The 15,404-nt window shown below is 66.0% G+C and carries 19 protein-coding genes; 18 read left to right on the top strand and 1 reads right to left on the bottom strand.

The window, feature by feature from the left end; translation table 11 throughout:
• From JQ573_RS21770 to JQ573_RS21760, 3 genes are all read left to right on the top strand, one after another.
• Window positions 1–249, top strand: coding sequence for a mercury transport protein (locus tag JQ573_RS21770; protein WP_137901428.1), 249 nt, complete (start codon window positions 1–3; stop codon window positions 247–249).
• Window positions 246–2,510, top strand: a complete 2,265-nt coding sequence (gene merBA, locus JQ573_RS21765; protein ID WP_137901429.1) for a bifunctional organomercurial lyase/mercury(II) reductase MerBA — start codon at window positions 246–248, stop codon at window positions 2,508–2,510. The genes JQ573_RS21770 and merBA overlap by 4 nt, the downstream gene beginning before the upstream one ends.
• 114 nt (window positions 2,511–2,624) lie before the next feature.
• Entirely contained in the window at window positions 2,625–3,665 is a 1,041-nt protein-coding gene (locus JQ573_RS21760) for an IS110 family transposase (protein ID WP_137901430.1), read from the top strand.
• A 203-nt stretch (window positions 3,666–3,868) separates the two neighbouring features.
• On the opposite strand, the gene JQ573_RS21755 is transcribed toward JQ573_RS21760, so the two are convergent.
• Window positions 3,869–4,087 carry a helix-turn-helix domain-containing protein gene (locus JQ573_RS21755; RefSeq protein ID WP_137901431.1) on the bottom strand — a complete coding sequence of 73 codons (219 nt, stop codon included), beginning with the start codon at window positions 4,085–4,087 and terminating at the stop codon, window positions 3,869–3,871.
• Between the two features lie 154 nt (window positions 4,088–4,241).
• On the opposite strand from JQ573_RS21755, the gene JQ573_RS21750 reads away from it, so the two are divergent.
• The 15 genes from JQ573_RS21750 to JQ573_RS21680 all read left to right on the top strand — a co-directional run bounded on the left by JQ573_RS21750 (window position 4,242) and on the right by JQ573_RS21680 (window position 15,399).
• Complete coding sequence (locus JQ573_RS21750) at window positions 4,242–4,490, top strand: XRE family transcriptional regulator (RefSeq protein WP_033965369.1); 249 nt, start codon at window positions 4,242–4,244, stop codon at window positions 4,488–4,490.
• Window positions 4,491–4,618: 128 nt separating this feature from the next.
• Window positions 4,619–4,882 (top strand): DNA -binding domain-containing protein, encoded by a 264-nt coding sequence (locus JQ573_RS21745; protein ID WP_137901432.1) that lies wholly within the window; start codon window positions 4,619–4,621, stop codon window positions 4,880–4,882.
• 111 nt (window positions 4,883–4,993) lie between these two features.
• The gene (locus JQ573_RS21740; protein WP_137901433.1) at window positions 4,994–5,248 is read left to right on the top strand and encodes a transcriptional regulator domain-containing protein; all 255 of its coding nucleotides are present in this window, start codon (window positions 4,994–4,996) and stop codon (window positions 5,246–5,248) included.
• Window positions 5,226–5,765: a DUF2285 domain-containing protein gene (locus JQ573_RS21735; protein ID WP_151646748.1), complete on the top strand. Its 540-nt coding sequence runs from the start codon at window positions 5,226–5,228 to the stop codon at window positions 5,763–5,765. The genes JQ573_RS21740 and JQ573_RS21735 overlap by 23 nt, the downstream gene beginning before the upstream one ends.
• 134 nt (window positions 5,766–5,899) lie before the next feature.
• The gene (locus tag JQ573_RS21730) at window positions 5,900–6,181 is read left to right on the top strand and encodes an AlpA family transcriptional regulator (RefSeq protein WP_137900610.1); all 282 of its coding nucleotides are present in this window, start codon (window positions 5,900–5,902) and stop codon (window positions 6,179–6,181) included.
• 11 nt (window positions 6,182–6,192) lie between these two features.
• The gene (locus JQ573_RS21725; RefSeq protein ID WP_137900609.1) at window positions 6,193–7,077 is read left to right on the top strand and encodes a replication initiator protein A; all 885 of its coding nucleotides are present in this window, start codon (window positions 6,193–6,195) and stop codon (window positions 7,075–7,077) included.
• A gap of 211 nt (window positions 7,078–7,288) precedes the next feature.
• Window positions 7,289–7,927 (top strand): ParA family partition ATPase, encoded by a 639-nt coding sequence (gene parA, locus JQ573_RS21720; protein ID WP_137900608.1) that lies wholly within the window; start codon window positions 7,289–7,291, stop codon window positions 7,925–7,927.
• Window positions 7,924–8,178 carry a hypothetical protein gene (locus JQ573_RS21715; protein ID WP_137900620.1) on the top strand — a complete coding sequence of 85 codons (255 nt, stop codon included), beginning with the start codon at window positions 7,924–7,926 and terminating at the stop codon, window positions 8,176–8,178. The genes parA and JQ573_RS21715 overlap by 4 nt, the downstream gene beginning before the upstream one ends.
• Window positions 8,175–8,696, top strand: coding sequence for a DUF2840 domain-containing protein (locus tag JQ573_RS21710; protein ID WP_137900607.1), 522 nt, complete (start codon window positions 8,175–8,177; stop codon window positions 8,694–8,696). The genes JQ573_RS21715 and JQ573_RS21710 overlap by 4 nt, the downstream gene beginning before the upstream one ends.
• Window positions 8,693–9,238 (top strand): S26 family signal peptidase, encoded by a 546-nt coding sequence (locus JQ573_RS21705; protein ID WP_137900606.1) that lies wholly within the window; start codon window positions 8,693–8,695, stop codon window positions 9,236–9,238. The genes JQ573_RS21710 and JQ573_RS21705 overlap by 4 nt, the downstream gene beginning before the upstream one ends.
• A 46-nt stretch (window positions 9,239–9,284) precedes the next feature.
• On the top strand, window positions 9,285–9,620 hold the full coding sequence (locus tag JQ573_RS21700; protein WP_137900605.1) for a DUF736 domain-containing protein: 336 nt from the start codon (window positions 9,285–9,287) through the stop codon (window positions 9,618–9,620).
• A 4-nt stretch (window positions 9,621–9,624) separates the two neighbouring features.
• Window positions 9,625–10,401 (top strand): lytic transglycosylase domain-containing protein, encoded by a 777-nt coding sequence (locus JQ573_RS21695; RefSeq protein WP_137900604.1) that lies wholly within the window; start codon window positions 9,625–9,627, stop codon window positions 10,399–10,401.
• Between the two features lie 244 nt (window positions 10,402–10,645).
• Window positions 10,646–12,385: a VirD2 family relaxase/mobilization nuclease gene (locus tag JQ573_RS21690; protein WP_137900603.1), complete on the top strand. Its 1,740-nt coding sequence runs from the start codon at window positions 10,646–10,648 to the stop codon at window positions 12,383–12,385.
• Window positions 12,386–12,613: 228 nt separating this feature from the next.
• Window positions 12,614–13,006: a VOC family protein gene (locus JQ573_RS21685; RefSeq protein WP_137900602.1), complete on the top strand. Its 393-nt coding sequence runs from the start codon at window positions 12,614–12,616 to the stop codon at window positions 13,004–13,006.
• A gap of 407 nt (window positions 13,007–13,413) precedes the next feature.
• Window positions 13,414–15,399: a conjugal transfer protein TraG gene (locus tag JQ573_RS21680; RefSeq protein ID WP_137900601.1), complete on the top strand. Its 1,986-nt coding sequence runs from the start codon at window positions 13,414–13,416 to the stop codon at window positions 15,397–15,399.
• The last annotated feature ends 5 nt before the right edge of the window (window positions 15,400–15,404 follow it).

The raw sequence follows: 15,404 nt of genomic DNA, 5'->3' as shown, positions 1-15,404 counted from the left end.
ATGAGTGACCGCACCGCAATCCGCGTAGGCATGGCCGGTGCCGTCCTGGTCGCGATCTGCTGCGCCGCGCCGCTCATTGCCGTCGGCCTGTCCTTTGCGGGCCTTGGCGCGTGGCTAGCCGGTAAGGGCCTTGTAGTGCTTCCGCTGATGGCTGCGAGCTTCGGCCTCATCGCTTGGATATTCCATCGTCGCCACGCAAAGGCCGCCCGTTGCGAGACGACGATTCACAAGGAAGGCGTGAAGCCGTGAACGATTGTTGTGCCTCCTCCTCGTCCCGAAACGAAGCTGTCATCCCTACGCCCGACACTCTGCCCAGCTATGCGGTGCGGCCGGGCGTCACGTTCCCGGATTGGTCGACGGTCACGTCGCCCGCAGTGAGGGACGCTTTGCTGGCCATGGTCGGGTCTGGCCACGTGCTCAATCGCTGGAGCGGCTACGATCCCGCCACGGATCGCGTGCGCGTTGCGCTGCTTCAGCTCTACGTCGAACACGGGCGAGCGCTGACCGTAGCCGCGATTGCGAACCTTGCAGGTCTCGGTGAGGCCGCCGTCCCGCCGTTGCTCGACGAGCTCCGCCGGCGCGACCTGGTCGTTCTCGACGGCGAACGAATCGTCGGCGCCTATCCGTTCACCGACCAAGACAGGGGCCATGAGGTCACGCTGGACGGGCGCGCGCTCAACGCTATGTGCGCGGTCGACGCGCTTGGGATCGGCGCCATGACCGATCGCGACATCTCGATCGCCTCGAGTTGCCGCCATTGCGGCGCGCCAATCCGGATCACCACACGGGACCGAGGGCGGGTGCTGGCCGATGTCGAGCCGCAGACGGCCGTCATGTGGCAAAGCGTTCGCTATGAAGACGCATGCGCCGCGAACTCGCTGTGCGCGACGACCACCTTTTTCTGCTCGGATGAGCATCTCTCCGCCTGGCGCCGCGAGCGTTCCGCCGACGAGCCAGGTTTTCGGCTGTCGATCGATGAAGGCCTGGAGGCCGGCCGCGCTCTGTTCGGGCCGAGCCTCGCCGGGCTCGGTGTGACACAACAACCGCCTGCCGATCCGGAATCGAACAGCCCATCAGTCGCGAACCGCCCCTTCCGCACAAACGGTCGCAATGGAGGCGCTTACGATCTCGTCGTGATCGGCGCCGGCTCTGCCGGCTTCTCGGCCTCGATCACGGCCGCCGATCAGGGCGCGCAAGTGGCGCTCATCGGCAGCGGCGCCATCGGCGGCACCTGCGTCAATATCGGCTGCGTGCCGTCAAAGACCCTGATCCGCGCCGCCGAGACGCTTCACAACGCTCGCGTGGCGGCACGTTTTGCCGGCATCACGGCGGCGGCCGAACTGATCGACTGGCGCGGAACCGTTCGTCAGAAAGACGCCCTCGTTTCCGAACTGCGCCAAGCCAAGTACGCCGATCTGCTCCCCGCGTATAACGGCATCGCCTATCGCGACGGGCCAGCTCGCCTCCTCGACGGCGGTGTCGAAGTTGACGGCGCGCGCATTGCCGCTGGCAAGATCATCATCGCGACCGGCGCGCGGCCGGCAGTGCCTGCCATTCCTGGCCTCGTGACCGTGCCGTATCTCACCAGCACAACGGCGCTCGAGCTCGAGGAGCTGCCGAGCTCGCTTCTCGTGATCGGCGGCGGCTACATCGGCGCGGAGCTCGCGCAGATGTTCGCTCGTGCAGGCGTTAAGGTGACTCTCGTCTGCCGGTCTCGTCTGCTCCCAGAGGCCGAGCCCGAGATCAGCGCGGCGCTCACGGGGTATTTCGAGGACGAAGGCATCACCGTTGTCTCCGGCATCGCTTACCGCGCGATCCGTAAAATTGATGGCGGTGTGTCACTGACGGTCACGCGCGACGGCCAGGATATTGCGATCGACGCCGATCAGGTGCTGATCACCACGGGGCGCACGCCCAACATCGAAGGCCTTGGGCTGGCCGAGCACGGGATCACTGTCTCGACGAAGGGCGGCATCGTAGTCGACGACCGGATGCGCACGACCAAGACTGGCGTCTATGCCGCCGGCGACGTCACCGGCCGCGACCAGTTCGTCTACATGGCTGCCTACGGCGCCAAGCTCGCCGCCAGGAACGCCTTCAATGGCGACAGCCTGCGCTACGACAACAGCGCCATGCCCGCCATCGTGTTCACCGATCCCCAGGTGGCGAGCGTCGGGCTGACCGAGGCCACCGCGCGCGCGGCCGGTCATACCGTTCGTGTCTCGACGATCGGCCTTGACCAGGTGCCACGCGCGCTTGCCGCTCGTGACACCCGCGGGCTGATCAAGCTCGTGGCCGACGCCGGCAGCGGCCGTCTACTCGGCGCCCATATCCTTGCGCCGGAAGGCGCCGACAGCATCCAGACCGCGGCGATCGCAATCCGACAGGGCCTCACGGTCGATGACCTCGTGGATACCATTTTTCCGTATCTCACCACTGTCGAGGGTCTGAAGCTCGCGGCGCTGTCGTTCGGCAAGGATGTCGCCAAGTTATCGTGCTGCGCCGGCTGAGCACGGCCTGCTTGCGACTGTCGTCGTGAAGGACGACTAGAAAGGTCGTAGTTGCCAAAAGCCGCGTCGGAAGCGCTAAAGAAATCACCGGACATTCAACTGAGGACTCCGGTGATGACAGCAAAGCACTACGTTGGACTTGATGTATCCGCCCGTTCCGTGAACTTGTGCGTGGTCGACGACGAGGGTCGCGTGGCGCACGAGCGCAAGCTGAACGTCGACCCTGACGCCATCTCAGCGCATCTTCTTGGTCTCGATCTGCATCTCGCCCGCATCGGCCTCGAGGCCGGAATGCTCTCGCAGCATCTGTTTGCGGGATTGGCGGCAGCGGGACTTCCCGTTGTTTGCGTCGAGACCCGTCATATGAAGGCGGCGCTCTCCGCACAGCTCAATAAGACCGATCGTCACGACGCCCGCGGCATCGCCCAAATGATGCGCGTCGGTCTATTCAAGCCGGTGCACGTCAAGACGCCGACCAGCCAGCGGCTACGCACAATCCTGACGGCGCGCCAGTTGCTGAGAAACAAGCTCCAGGATGTCGAGAACGAGATCCGGGGTCTCATCCGCAACTTCGGCTACCATCTCGGCAAGGTCACAGCACGCGAGTTCGAATCGCGAGTCCGCGAATTGCTCAGCGAGAGCGATCTGCATGTCATCGCCGATCCGTTGCTCAATGCACGTCGGGTTCTTCGCGAGGAGTTCGGCCGCTTGGATAATCTGTTGGTCCGGCTTGCACGTGATGATGCACTCTCGCGCCGTCTCATGACCGTTCCCGGCGTCGGCCCGGTGGTCGCACTGACCTTCCGCGCCACTGTCGACGTGCCAGCACGATTCACTCGATCGCGAGACGTGGGCGCGCATTTCGGCCTAACGCCACGAAAGTACCAATCGGGTGAAGTTGACCGCACCGGTCGCATCTCCAAGTGGGGCGATGCCATGATGCGAAGCGCGCTCTACGAGGCAGCACAGGTTCTCCTCACGCGCGTCAAACGCTGGTCTGCGCTCAAGGCGTGGGCCGCTCACGTCTCGCGGCGCCGCGGGCACAAGAAAGCAATCGTCGCCCTCGCGCGCCGCATTGGTGTCGTCCTACATCGCATGTGGGTCGATGGTACGGAGTTCGACTGGGGCACGCCGCCTGCGGCGGCTACGGCCTGAACGATCTCGCGCCGGGCGCAGGCCGGGTGCGAAGGGCTCCCCGCGAGGGGACGAGGGACGGCGAGTTCGCAAATACGACTTGGCCGCGTCGGTCCTACCAACGCGATGCCGCATTTTAGATTGTTCCGCCGCTCCTCTGACCCCATCCTGTGGCGGCTTTGTGCCGACCACGAAGAGAAGCATGATCCTCACGGGTATGCCTATCAGCCTTCGCCGTCCGGTTGGACGAGCTCGATATGGCTGACGCCCAGGGCTTGGGCCAGCTCGAAAAGGGTGATCACGGTCGGATTGCGCCGCCCGCGCTCCAGACTGCTGAGGTATTGTTGACTGAACCCAGAACGCGCTTCGACCTCCTCCTGGGTCAGGCCCTTCTCCCGACGCAGACGGGCGAAGTTCCGGCCGACCAATTTGCGCATATCCATGCGCAGGAGGATCGTGATTTACATACTTTGAGTTTATCAACTATAGTATGTAAATGACGATTGGATATGGGATTGGACCGTGTTAGCGGCCTGATCCGAATAGAGAAGTCGTAGTTCTGGCGTGCACGTTCGTGTCGGTGGGAGGTGATCATGCATGATCACCGCCCGACAGTCGCGGGCCGCACGCGCGCTGCTCGGTTGGAACCAGGAGACGCTCGCTGACAAGGCCCAGGTTTCTTTGACCGCGCTCAAACGCCTCGAATCCGTCAACGGTCTCGAGGTGTTTGAAAGCACGCGCGATCAGGTCCGTCGGGCCCTGGAACGAAGCGGCATCGTCCTCCTCACCTCCGACCAGGGTGAAGGAGTCATGCTTGTCCGTGCGAAGATCGGCTCAGCAACTTGAGGTGCGCCGGACCTGCGGTGATGCCGCGCGTTCATCGGGTGATGCCCCCCATCGCCCCTCGCATGTCGCAGAATTGTGGATATGGTTAACCGCTGATTCAGCGGCGCTCATCACGGCGGGGGGAACGCATGACCCAGCAAGAGTTTCTTGACCAGCCGCCGGAGAGCCCGGCGCTGACACCCTACGACCGTACGCACGTGAAGCTCTATTTGCGCCTGCTCGACGCCGACACCGATGGGGCCGATTGGCGGGAGGCGGTCGCATTGCTGTTCGGCATCGATCCGGACCGCGAGCCCGAACGAGCCCAACGCGTTCACCACAGCCACCTGGCGCGCGCGCGCTGGATGACCGAGCACGGCTATCGCCAGCTCGTCCGTGAAGGCCACCACTGAGCGCGATGCCGCCGCGGCATCACCCATTGCCGACGCGCTGACTTCCCGCGCCTCGCTCAACCGTGGATCGTCTCTTCCCCGTCCCGCACGCGTGCGACCAGGAGGATACCGATGACGCCCGACACGTCCGGGTGGCGCACTTCACCCGGCTACGATTTCCTCGACCAACTCATTGCCCCGGACCTCGCCTGGGAATGTCTGCGCCGCAACCGCGATTATCAACGCGATTACGCTGACACCGAGCGGCCCGCCCCCGACCTGCAGATCATCACCGAGGGAGTGCGCCTGCGATGGGGGTTGCGATTTCCCCGTCCCACCGATCCTCAATGCCACAGAGACGACGGTGTTCTGGGCGCCGGAGATTGATCCAGGCAGCGTCATTGTCACAACGGTTCCACCGATCCCGGGTTTGGATGGAGGATCGCTTTCTGGCCGCGAGCTAGGCGACTTCCATGCAGGCGTCGACGGGCTCAGCTTGGTTTACGGACGCGGACCGAAAGCCGTCCGCCTCCTTCTTGTCGACGCTGCCCTTCCCACCCAGCCCCTCGCGGCGCTCGTCCCCCTCGGCGCGGACGGCCTCGACCGGATCGAAGCTGTGACGCGACTCTGGCGCGCCCTCAACAAACGGTCCGTGCCGCCGGACGGCCGCCTCACCGCCCAGCAGCGACGCCGGCTGCGTTATATGCTGCAAGCGGTTGACGGGCACATGAACGGCGCAAGTTATCGCGAGATCGCCGCCGCGATCTACGGTGCGTCGCGGGTCGGCGCGGCCGCATGGAAGACCTCCGCCCTCCGAGATAGCACCATCGACCTCGTCAAGGACGGCGCCGCGCTGATCGCCGGCGGCTATCGCAAGCTGCTGCGCAGCCGACGCCGTACCTGAGGCTGCGCACCAAAAGGGGTGCGATTTAAGCCCACCCATCTTCGCCATCCCCCCGCGCGACAACTCTTCGCCACCGTGGCCTTCGCTCGCCGCTGCTCGCCAGCGGCCTCAACGAACGACCCGGAGGCTCGATCATGTCCGCCAACGCAGCCGGCTTGCCGCCGCGCTATCTCCGCACACCCGAAGCCGCGCGATTTCTCGGTCTGTCCGGCCGCACCCTGGAAAAGCACCGGACCTACGGCACCGGCCCCGCCTACCGCAAGCTCGGCGGCCGTGTCGTTTACGCGGTCGACGACCTGCAGGCCTGGGCCGATCGCGGCGCCGTCACCTCCACGTCCGACCCGCGCGGGAGCGTCCTCCCCGCCAAGCGCCATGAACCCGCGGCGTTGGTCCGCGCCAGTCGTCAGGCCCGCTGAAACATCCCCGGATGTCGCCGCCTCGTCCACGCCACGAACGCGAGCAGCTCGATCTCTTCCGGGCGCTGCCCGGCGACCTCGCACCCAGGGATACCCAAGACCTCATGGCCTATCCGTTCTTCTCGCTCGCCAAGTCGAAGCGCCTGGCGCCGATCAACTTCAAGGCGGGCCCCGTTGTCATCCGGGTCGAAGCCGTGCCGGAGCACGGCATGGCAACCATCTGGGACGCCGACGTGCTGATCTGGGCCGCGAGCCAGATCGTCGAGGCGCGCGACACCGGCTTGCGGCCGTCACGGCTGATGGGCACGACGCCCTACGGGATCTTGAACTTCATCGGTCGCGGCGTGTCTCTGCGCGACTATGACCGGCTGAAGGCGGCCCTCGACCGGCTGCAGTCGACCACGATCGCAACTTCGATCCGCCAGCCCAGCGAGCGGCGGATGCACCGCTTCTCCTGGATCAACGAGTGGAAGGAGAAGGCCGACGCGCGCGGGCGGCCCCTCGGCCTCGAACTGATCGTGCCCGACTGGTTCTACGCCGCGGTGCTCGACGACGCGCTCGTGCTGACCATCGACCGCGCCTATTTCGGCCTCACCGGAGGCCTTGAGCGCTGGCTCTACAGGCTCGTCCGCAAGCATGGCGGCCGCCAGGAACACGGCTGGAGCTTCGACTTCGCGCACCTCCACGCCAAGTCGGGCAGCCTCTCGCCGCTCAAGCACTTCGCCTACGACCTGCGCGACATCGTCCGCCGTCAGCCGCTGCCCGGCTATCGCCTACGCATCGAGCCGTGCGCCGACGGCCCCGAAATCCTGTCCTTCGTCGCAACCGATCCCGACGCGCTCGGGATGCCGCGGCGCCACCGTCGGCCGACAACGCGCCTTGGGGATAAGCTGTGAATCGTCTCGTGCTATTGGGGACCGCCCCTATCGTGCCATCGGGGACCCGATCCTCGTGCTATCGGGGACCGGAATCGTCGATTCCAGTCTTCGGTTCAGTAGCTTGCGGCCCCCGTAACTTATCTAACCTAGATTCCTTCGGAATCTTTCTAACGCGACCGCGGTTTTGCACGCCTGCGGATAACCGGCAGGCCCTGCTCCGGGGCGCGTCATGATCGTCGCGCTCCTCAATCAGAAGGGCGGCGTGGGCAAGACAACGCTCGCTCTGCATCTCGCCGGCGAGTGGGCGCGCCAGGGTCGGCGCGTCACCCTGATTGACGCTGACCCGCAAGGCTCCGCGCTCGATTGGTCGCAGCAGCGCGCCCGTGAGCGCTTGCCGCGCCTGTTCGGCGTCGTCGGCCTGGCGCGAGACACGCTCCACCGTGAAGCGCCCGAGCTGGCGCAGGACGCCGATCACATCGTCATCGACGGCCCGCCGCGCGTCGCCGGGCTGATGCGATCGGCCTTGCTCGCCGCCGATCTGATCCTGATCCCGGTGCAACCATCGCCGTTCGACGGCTGGGCGTCCGCCGAGATGCTGTCGCTGCTCGGCGAGGCGCGCATCTACCGCCCGCAGCTCGCCGCACGCTTCGTGCTCAACCGCTGCGCCGCGCGCACCGTCATCGCCCGCGACACCGCCGAGACGCTCGCCGACCACGATCCGCCGCTGCTGGCTTCCACCATCGGCCAGCGCGTCGCCTTCGCCGACACCGCTCAATCCGGACGGCTCGTCTCGGAGGTCGACGGGCAAAGCCGAGCGGCGCGCGAGATCACCGCCCTCTGCGCCGAAATCGGGAGGATCACATGGTGACCGAGCGGTCGTCGAAGCGTGCCTTCGCCAAGCGTCCCGCTGATCCGGACAGCTGGATCAAGGCCTGCGACCCGCAACGGCCGCGAAGCGGCGATGCCGCCGCCTTCACGGCCCGGCTAACCATCGACGTCACGCCGGAGCTGCGCGGACGGATCAAGATCGCCGCGTTCCAGCGTGCGCAAACCGTCGCCGACATGCTGCGCGCGCTGCTCGCGCGTGAGTATCCCGAGAACCAAGGAGGTGATCAATGATCGCCCCCGACGCCAGCCCCGCGAGGCGCGACAAGAGCTCCGCCGACGCCGCATCCGACCCGCTCACCCACGTCGAGCTGACCTGGCTCGAGAAGCGGCAGGAGGACTGGATCCGGTTCGGCCGGCAGGCGCGTGAACAGATTCTCGATCGCCGCCGACGGGTCGTCAGCTTCCCACCCGGAAGCACGTTTGCCTTGGTCCGGTGGGCGGCCAACGACTTCGGCACGATCCTCTCCAACATCGCCATTGGGCGCGCGGTGGAGCACGCCGAGGCCTTTCAGACGCTGCCATCGGTGCGTCCTGGCGCGGACATCCTGCTGACGGTGGATGGATGGCCAAAGGTCGAGCGCGTGCTGCAGACCATCGACGCCGTCGAGCACCGCGGCCTCGATCCCGCCGACGCCGCGCCGGATTACTGGCGACATGTCCACAACCGGCTGGCCGCCGGTTTGGAGCCGCGGACCTATACGTCCGCGCGCCACCTGGCGTTCCGCCTGCGCCGGAGCGTCGCACCATGACCCGTCTCGGCTATGTCATGACAACGGGTCTGACCGTTATGTTGATCGGCGGGCTGTCGGTGCTGCCGATCACGCCGAGGCTGATCTGGAATGCCTCCGGCAGCACGCCGATCGGGCTCTATGCGATCGAGCGCTCGCCCCGTCTTGAGGTCACGGACCTCGTGGCCGTGGACGCCCCGGAACCGCTCGCGTCCTTCCTCGCCGGGCGTGGCTATCTGCCCCGCGGCGTGCCACTCCTGAAGCGCGTCGCCGGCCTTCCCGGACAACGGGTTTGCCGCGCCGGCGCGCAGGTCAGCGTCGACGGCGTGCCGATGGGAGACGCGCTGGCGCGCGACCGGCTCGGTCGCGAACTGCCGATCTGGCAGGGCTGCCGCCGTATCGCGGCGGGCGAAATCTTCCTCATGAACTGGTCCGTCGAGGACAGCCTCGACGGCCGCTACTTCGGTCCGCTTCCCACGGGCACGATCATCGGCCGCGCGATGCCGGTGTGGACCGACGAAGACGGCAGCGGCCGTTTCGAATGGCGCGCGCCAACACGATGACCGCGCGCCGATCCTCTCCCCCACCACCAGCAGAAGGAGCCTTTCCATGGCGCTGATCGGTCAATTCACCCGCACCAAGTCCGGCTATTCCGGCCACATCCGAACGCTCACGCTGGATGCTGCACTCGTCCTCCTCCCGGCCGATCCGTCCGACGCCGAGAATGCGCCGGACTTCCGCATCCATCTCGGCGATGAGGACGGCCCGGAGGTCGGCGCTGCGTGGAAACGCACCGGCGAGAAGGCCGGCGACTACGTCTCGCTGCTGCTCGACGATCCCACGCTCGCCCGTCCGATGCGCGCCAACCTGTTCCAGTCGGGCGACGACATATCGGCTTGGGGCCTGAACTGGAGCCGTCCGCCCAAGCGCAACGAGCAGGACTGAGCCGATGTGGAGGTTTCGCCGCTCGCTTGAGCCATCCACCGACACCGGGCGGTTACACGCCGCCCGGCGTCTCTCACCGCTTCTCCTTTCCGGTCTGCTAATCCAGCTCGGCCCGCCCGCAGCCGCACTCGGCCAGACGCCGCAGATCGTCCGCTCGGTTCCAGCCGATCCGTTCGCCGCCTTCGTCACCGAAGCGGCGCAGCGCTTCGGCGTTCCGGAGAGCTGGCTCCGCGCCGTCATGCGTGTCGAAAGCGCCGGCGAGGTGCGCGCGATCTCTCCTGCGGGCGCGATGGGATTGATGCAGATCATGCCCGCGACATGGGCCGATTTGCGCACCCGTCACGGGCTCGGGAACGACCCCTATGATCCCCGCGAGAACATCCTGGCGGGGGCCGCCTATCTGCGCGAGATGCACGACCGCTACGGCTCGCCCGGCTTCCTCGCGGCCTACAATGCGGGTCCCGGCCGCTACGACGAATACCTGGCGAGCGGCCGAGCCTTGCCGGCTGAAACGCGGGCCTATGTGGCGGCGCTCGCGCCCGTCATTGGCGGCGGAGAGATCGCCGGCCCCGCCATAGTGGCGGCCGCCGATCCACTCGCATGGACGCGGGCGCCGCTGTTCATCGCGCACAGCGGCAGCACGACAGCTGCCGATCCGGCGCAAACTGAACGCCGTTCGGGCGAGGCTCCGCTGCCCGCTCCAGTGCAGGAAACGCTAGCGATGGCGCCGCAGTCCACCGGCCTGTTCGTCGCACGACCCGATAGTCGAGGCCCGCGATGACCGCACCAAGCCGATATCGCAGTCTAGCGTGCCCCGGCGTCTTCTGGCGACCTTCGGGAGGAGAAGCAGGCAACACAACCGCACGATGGCAGGATAAAGGGGCGCGATGTGCGCTTCGGGTCGGTCGTGCTTTTTCAGGGACTTATGCGGCAAATTCGCGATGTGCGCATGAGAGGCGCAGCCTGCGACTTCGGTATTTTCCTCGGCAGATCAGCGCGATCGCGCGATGTGCGAACTGGGCACAATGAGCGGCGAGGACGAGTTCCGCATCCGGCCGGGCCGCATCCGCTCGACCAGCGCGCACCGGGCGCGACCCTTCATCGCCCAGGCGCTGGCCGCCGCCCAGCGCGCAGGCGGATCGGTCTCACGCAAGGGCGCGATCGGACCCGGCCATCGCTCGCGCTTCGGCCGCGGCCAGCGCGCCTCGGTCCAGGCCAATCGCTTCATCACCGCCCGGTCGCGCGGCGCCGTGATCAAGGCGCGCGTCGTGCGCCACACGGGACGAGGCGCGCCGCTCGCCACCCACTTGAGCTATCTGCGCCGCGAAGGCGTCACCCGGGATGGAGAGAAGGCCCGGCTGTTCGGCCCCGAAATCGACGACGCCGATCCCAAGGCCTTCTCGGCACGGTGCGAGGAGGACCGCCATCATTTCCGCTTCATCGTCTCGCCCGACGACGCCGTCGAGATGTCCGACCTCAAAGGCTTTACTCGCGAGCTCGTCGGCCAGATGGAGAAGGATCTCGGGACCGGGCTCGACTGGGTCGGCGTCGCGCACTGGAATACCGAACATCCGCACGTCCACCTGATCCTCCGCGGCGTGCGCGACGACGGCGAAAATCTTGTCATCGCGCGGGACTACATCAAGGAAGGCATGCGCGATCGCGCGCGCGACCTGATCACCCAGGAGCTCGGCGTCCGGACCGATCAGGAGATCCGCCGCACGCTCGAACGCCAGATCGAAGCAGAGCGCTGGACCAATCTCGATCGCCAGCTCGCCCGCGACACCTACCGGACCGGCGTCATCGACCTCGCACCGCATCCAGACCGCCAGCCCGATGAATTCCATGCCCTCAAGGTCGGACGGCTGCGCAAGCTGGAGTCACTGGGACTCGCCGACCAGATCGGCCCCGGCCAGTGGTCGGTATCAGAGAAGGCCGAGGCGACGCTGCGCGAGCTCGGCGAGCGCGGCGACATCATCAAGCGCATCCATCGTGGGCTTTCGGAGCGCGGCATCGAGCGCGGCACGGCGAGCTACGTGTTGGCCGGCGAGAGCCTCGACGATCCCGTCGTCGGCCGGCTGGTCGCCCGCGGCCTCGACGACGAGCTGAAGGGCACAGCCTTCGCCGTGATCGACGGCGTCGATGGCCGCACGCACCACGTCAGACTCGCCGACCTCGACGCCGCCGGCGACAGTGCGCCGGGCTCGATCGTCGAACTCCGCAAATTCGACGACGCGCGGGGTCAGCGACGGGTCGCGTTGGCGGTCCGCTCGGACCTGGCGATCGAACAACAGATTACCGCGAGCGGCGCCACCTGGCTGGACCGGCAGGCGATCGCGCGCGAGCCGGTCGCGCTCGGCGGTGCCGGTTTCGGCGCGGAGGTTCGCCACGCGATGGACGCACGCGCCGAACATTTGATCGGGCAAGGTCTTGCCGAACGCCAGGCTCGCGGCGTCAGCTTCCGACCCGGGCTGATCGAGACGCTCCGCCAGCGTGAGTTGAACGCCCTCGCGAAACAGTTGACGACCGAAATCGGCCGGCCGCTGACCCGCGCCGCGGCCGGCGAGTATGTCGCCGGCAGCTACCGACAGCGCTTCACGCTCGCCTCGGGCCGGTTCGCGATGATCGACGACGGGCTCGGCTTCCAGCTCGTGCCTTGGTCCCCCTCGCTGGAAAGGCAGCTCGGTCAGCATGTTTCCGGCGTCTCGCGCGGCGACGGCGGCGTCGACTGGAGCTTCGGCCGCAAGCGGGGCCTCGGCCTATAGTTGGAGTTGCGTTTTGGAATAGTTTACAGGAAGCCGAGACCCCATCGTTGGACAGGGGGCCAACGTGGCCTGGCCGACGAGCGTGCCCGCCACCTGGATGGCGTCGCTACAGGCTGGCACACTGCCAGCGTTCGACCGCGGTGATGACGTTTCCGCCAAACGTAGGCTTCCGCGTTGACCTTAAAGGCTGAGCTAGACATCGTATTTCGCACCCAAAGGAAGAGTGACATGCCCGTTCCAGAAGGTTTCGCGGTGGTGACGCCGTACATTTTTGTAGATGGAGGCGAGGATTATGTACGCTTCCTCGAGGCCGCATTCGGCGCGCGCGAAATCGGTAGAAGCATCGCTCCCGACGGCCGCATCGCCAATTGCCAGATGAGATTCGAGACCGCGACGATCATGATCAGCGAAGCGTCCGAGGATTTTCCAGCGAGCTCAGCTGCCTTTTACCTTTACGTCGACGATGCCGATGCAGCGATGGACAAAGCATTGGGAGCTGGCGCCGACAAGATCATGGATACGGCCGACATGCCTTATGGAGATCTGCAAGGGGGCATCAGAGATCCCGCAGGCAACATATGGTGGATCTCCCAGCGCCTGAGCAACGGGCCTTATTTCTAGCCTCCGGTTCAATCGGTTCTTGTCGCAAAGGCCGACATTCCGGACTCCACAGGGAGTCAGCTGCTGAGCGCGCCGTTCAAATGCTCACCTTGGGGTTCGCCCGCATAGTCAGTCAGCCGCCCGTCGCCGATATGGCAAAAGCTGCCTATCCGTAGCGTCGCCTTTGGCACGGGCTAGAAGTCCGGCCCCAGGCGATCATCGCGAACCGGCCGATGGCGAGAAATGCCTGCCCCAGCGCAATACGGGGTCAGGTGTCATGCGGGCGCCGGTCTCGGACAATGAAACTTTCTACGCCAAGACCTGTATTCGCGCGCCAAGGTTGCCGGCAATGCGATCCCCGAAAACGCGTCTTGCAATCTGGCCGGCCAAGCACTGACCTCGATGCAGTCACCGTCGAGGAAATCTGCTTGTCTGCCACGAAAATCCTATGGGGTCAGATCCTCACCGTCTTGCTGATCGTGGTCCTGACCACATGGGCGGCGACGCAATGGACGGCTTGGCGGCTCGGCTTCCAGCCGCAGCTCGGCTCACCCTGGTTCGAGCTGTTCGGCTGGCCCATCTACTACCCACCGGCCTTCTTCTGGTGGTGGTATTTCTACGATGCCTATGCGCCGCCGATCTTCGTCGAAGGCGCCTATATCGCCGCATCGGGTGGCTTCATTTCGATAGCGGTCGCGATCGGCATGTCGGTGTGGCGGGCACGCGAGGCCAAGAACGTCGAGACCTACGGCTCGGCGCGATGGGCACGCCCGGACGAGGTGAGGTCCGCCGGGTTACTCGGACCCGATGGCGTAGTGCTCGGCAAGCTCGACCGCGCCTATCTCCGTCATGATGGACCCGAGCATGTGCTCTGCTTTGCTCCGACCCGGTCCGGCAAAGGAGTCGGCCTCGTCGTTCCGTCGCTTCTGACCTGGCCGGGCTCCGCGATCGTCCACGACATCAAGGGTGAGAACTGGCAGCTCACTGCGGGCTTTCGCGCCCGGCACGGCCGGGTGCTGCTGTTCGATCCCACCAATGCGCAGTCGGCCGCTTACAATCCTCTGCTCGAGGTCCGCCGCGGCGAGTGGGAGGTACGCGACGTCCAGAACATCGCCGACATCCTGGTCGATCCGGAAGGGAGCCTGGAGAAACGGAACCATTGGGAGAAGACCAGCCACGCGCTCCTCGTCGGCGCCATCCTCCATGTCCTCTACGCCGAAGCCGACAAGACGCTGGCCGGTGTCGCCGCTTTCCTTTCCGACCCGAAGCGACCGATCGAATCGACACTGGCCGCCATGATGAAGACCGCGCATCTCGGCGAGGCCGGTCCCCACCCGGTCATCGCCAGCGCCGCGCGCGAGCTGCTCAACAAATCGGACAACGAACGGTCAGGCGTGCTCTCTACCGCGATGTCGTTCCTCGGCCTCTACCGCGATCCCGTCGTCGCCGCAGTCACGCGCCGTTGCGACTGGTGCATTACGGATATCATTGGGGGGAAACGACCCACCACGCTTTATCTGGTGGTGCCGCCCTCCGACATCGCGCGCACCAAGCCGCTGATCCGCCTGATCCTCAACCAGGTCGGCCGACGGCTGACCGAGGACCTGCAGGCCAAAGGCGGACGCCACCGGCTGCTCCTGATGCTCGATGAGTTTCCCGCGCTCGGACGCCTGGACTTCTTCGAAAGCGCCTTGGCTTTCATGGCCGGCTACGGCCTGAAGAGCTTCCTGATCGCGCAGTCGCTGAACCAGATCGAGAAGGCTTACGGGCCGAACAACTCGATCCTCGACAACTGCCATGTCCGGGTCAGCTTCGCGACAAACGACGAGCGTACCGCCAAGCGGGTTTCCGATGCGCTCGGAACCGCGACCGAGATGCGCGCGATGAAGAACTATGCCGGGCACCGCCTCTCGCCCTGGCTCGGCCACCTTATGGTCTCGCGCTCGGAGACGGCGCGGCCGCTGCTCACCCCCGGCGAGGTGATGCAGCTCCCACCGGCCGATGAGATCGTCATGGTGGCTGGGACGCCGCCGATCCGCGCAAAAAAGGCGCGCTATTTCGAGGACCGGCGCTTCCAGGAGCGCATCCTGCCACCGCCCTCTTTGGCGAAGTCGCCTGAGGCAAATCCCGACGATTGGAGCGCCTTGCCGTTGCCGCGGTCACCGCAAACCGAACCAGCCGTCGAGCAGGGCGGGACTGACGGTGAGGATCCGACGGGATCGGAGCGCCGCCACCAGCCCGAATTGAGCCACGCCCAAGCGGTCGAGAAGAAGGTCCCGATCGAGAACGAGTTTGCGGCAGATCTCGATGATGACGCCGAAGACGACAGCGCCCGGATCAGCCGGATGAACCGGCTCGTGCAGGGTGTGGCCCGGCAAGTGTCGCTTGATCCCAACGACGGCATGGAGCTGTGAGAGGC

Origin of the sequence: Bradyrhizobium sp. AUGA SZCCT0105 (assembly GCF_018129565.1) — a bacterium.
Lineage (GTDB): Bacteria > Pseudomonadota > Alphaproteobacteria > Rhizobiales > Xanthobacteraceae > Bradyrhizobium.
Note: the sequence above shows the minus strand (reverse complement) of the source record. Positions and strands in the feature narration are given on the sequence as shown.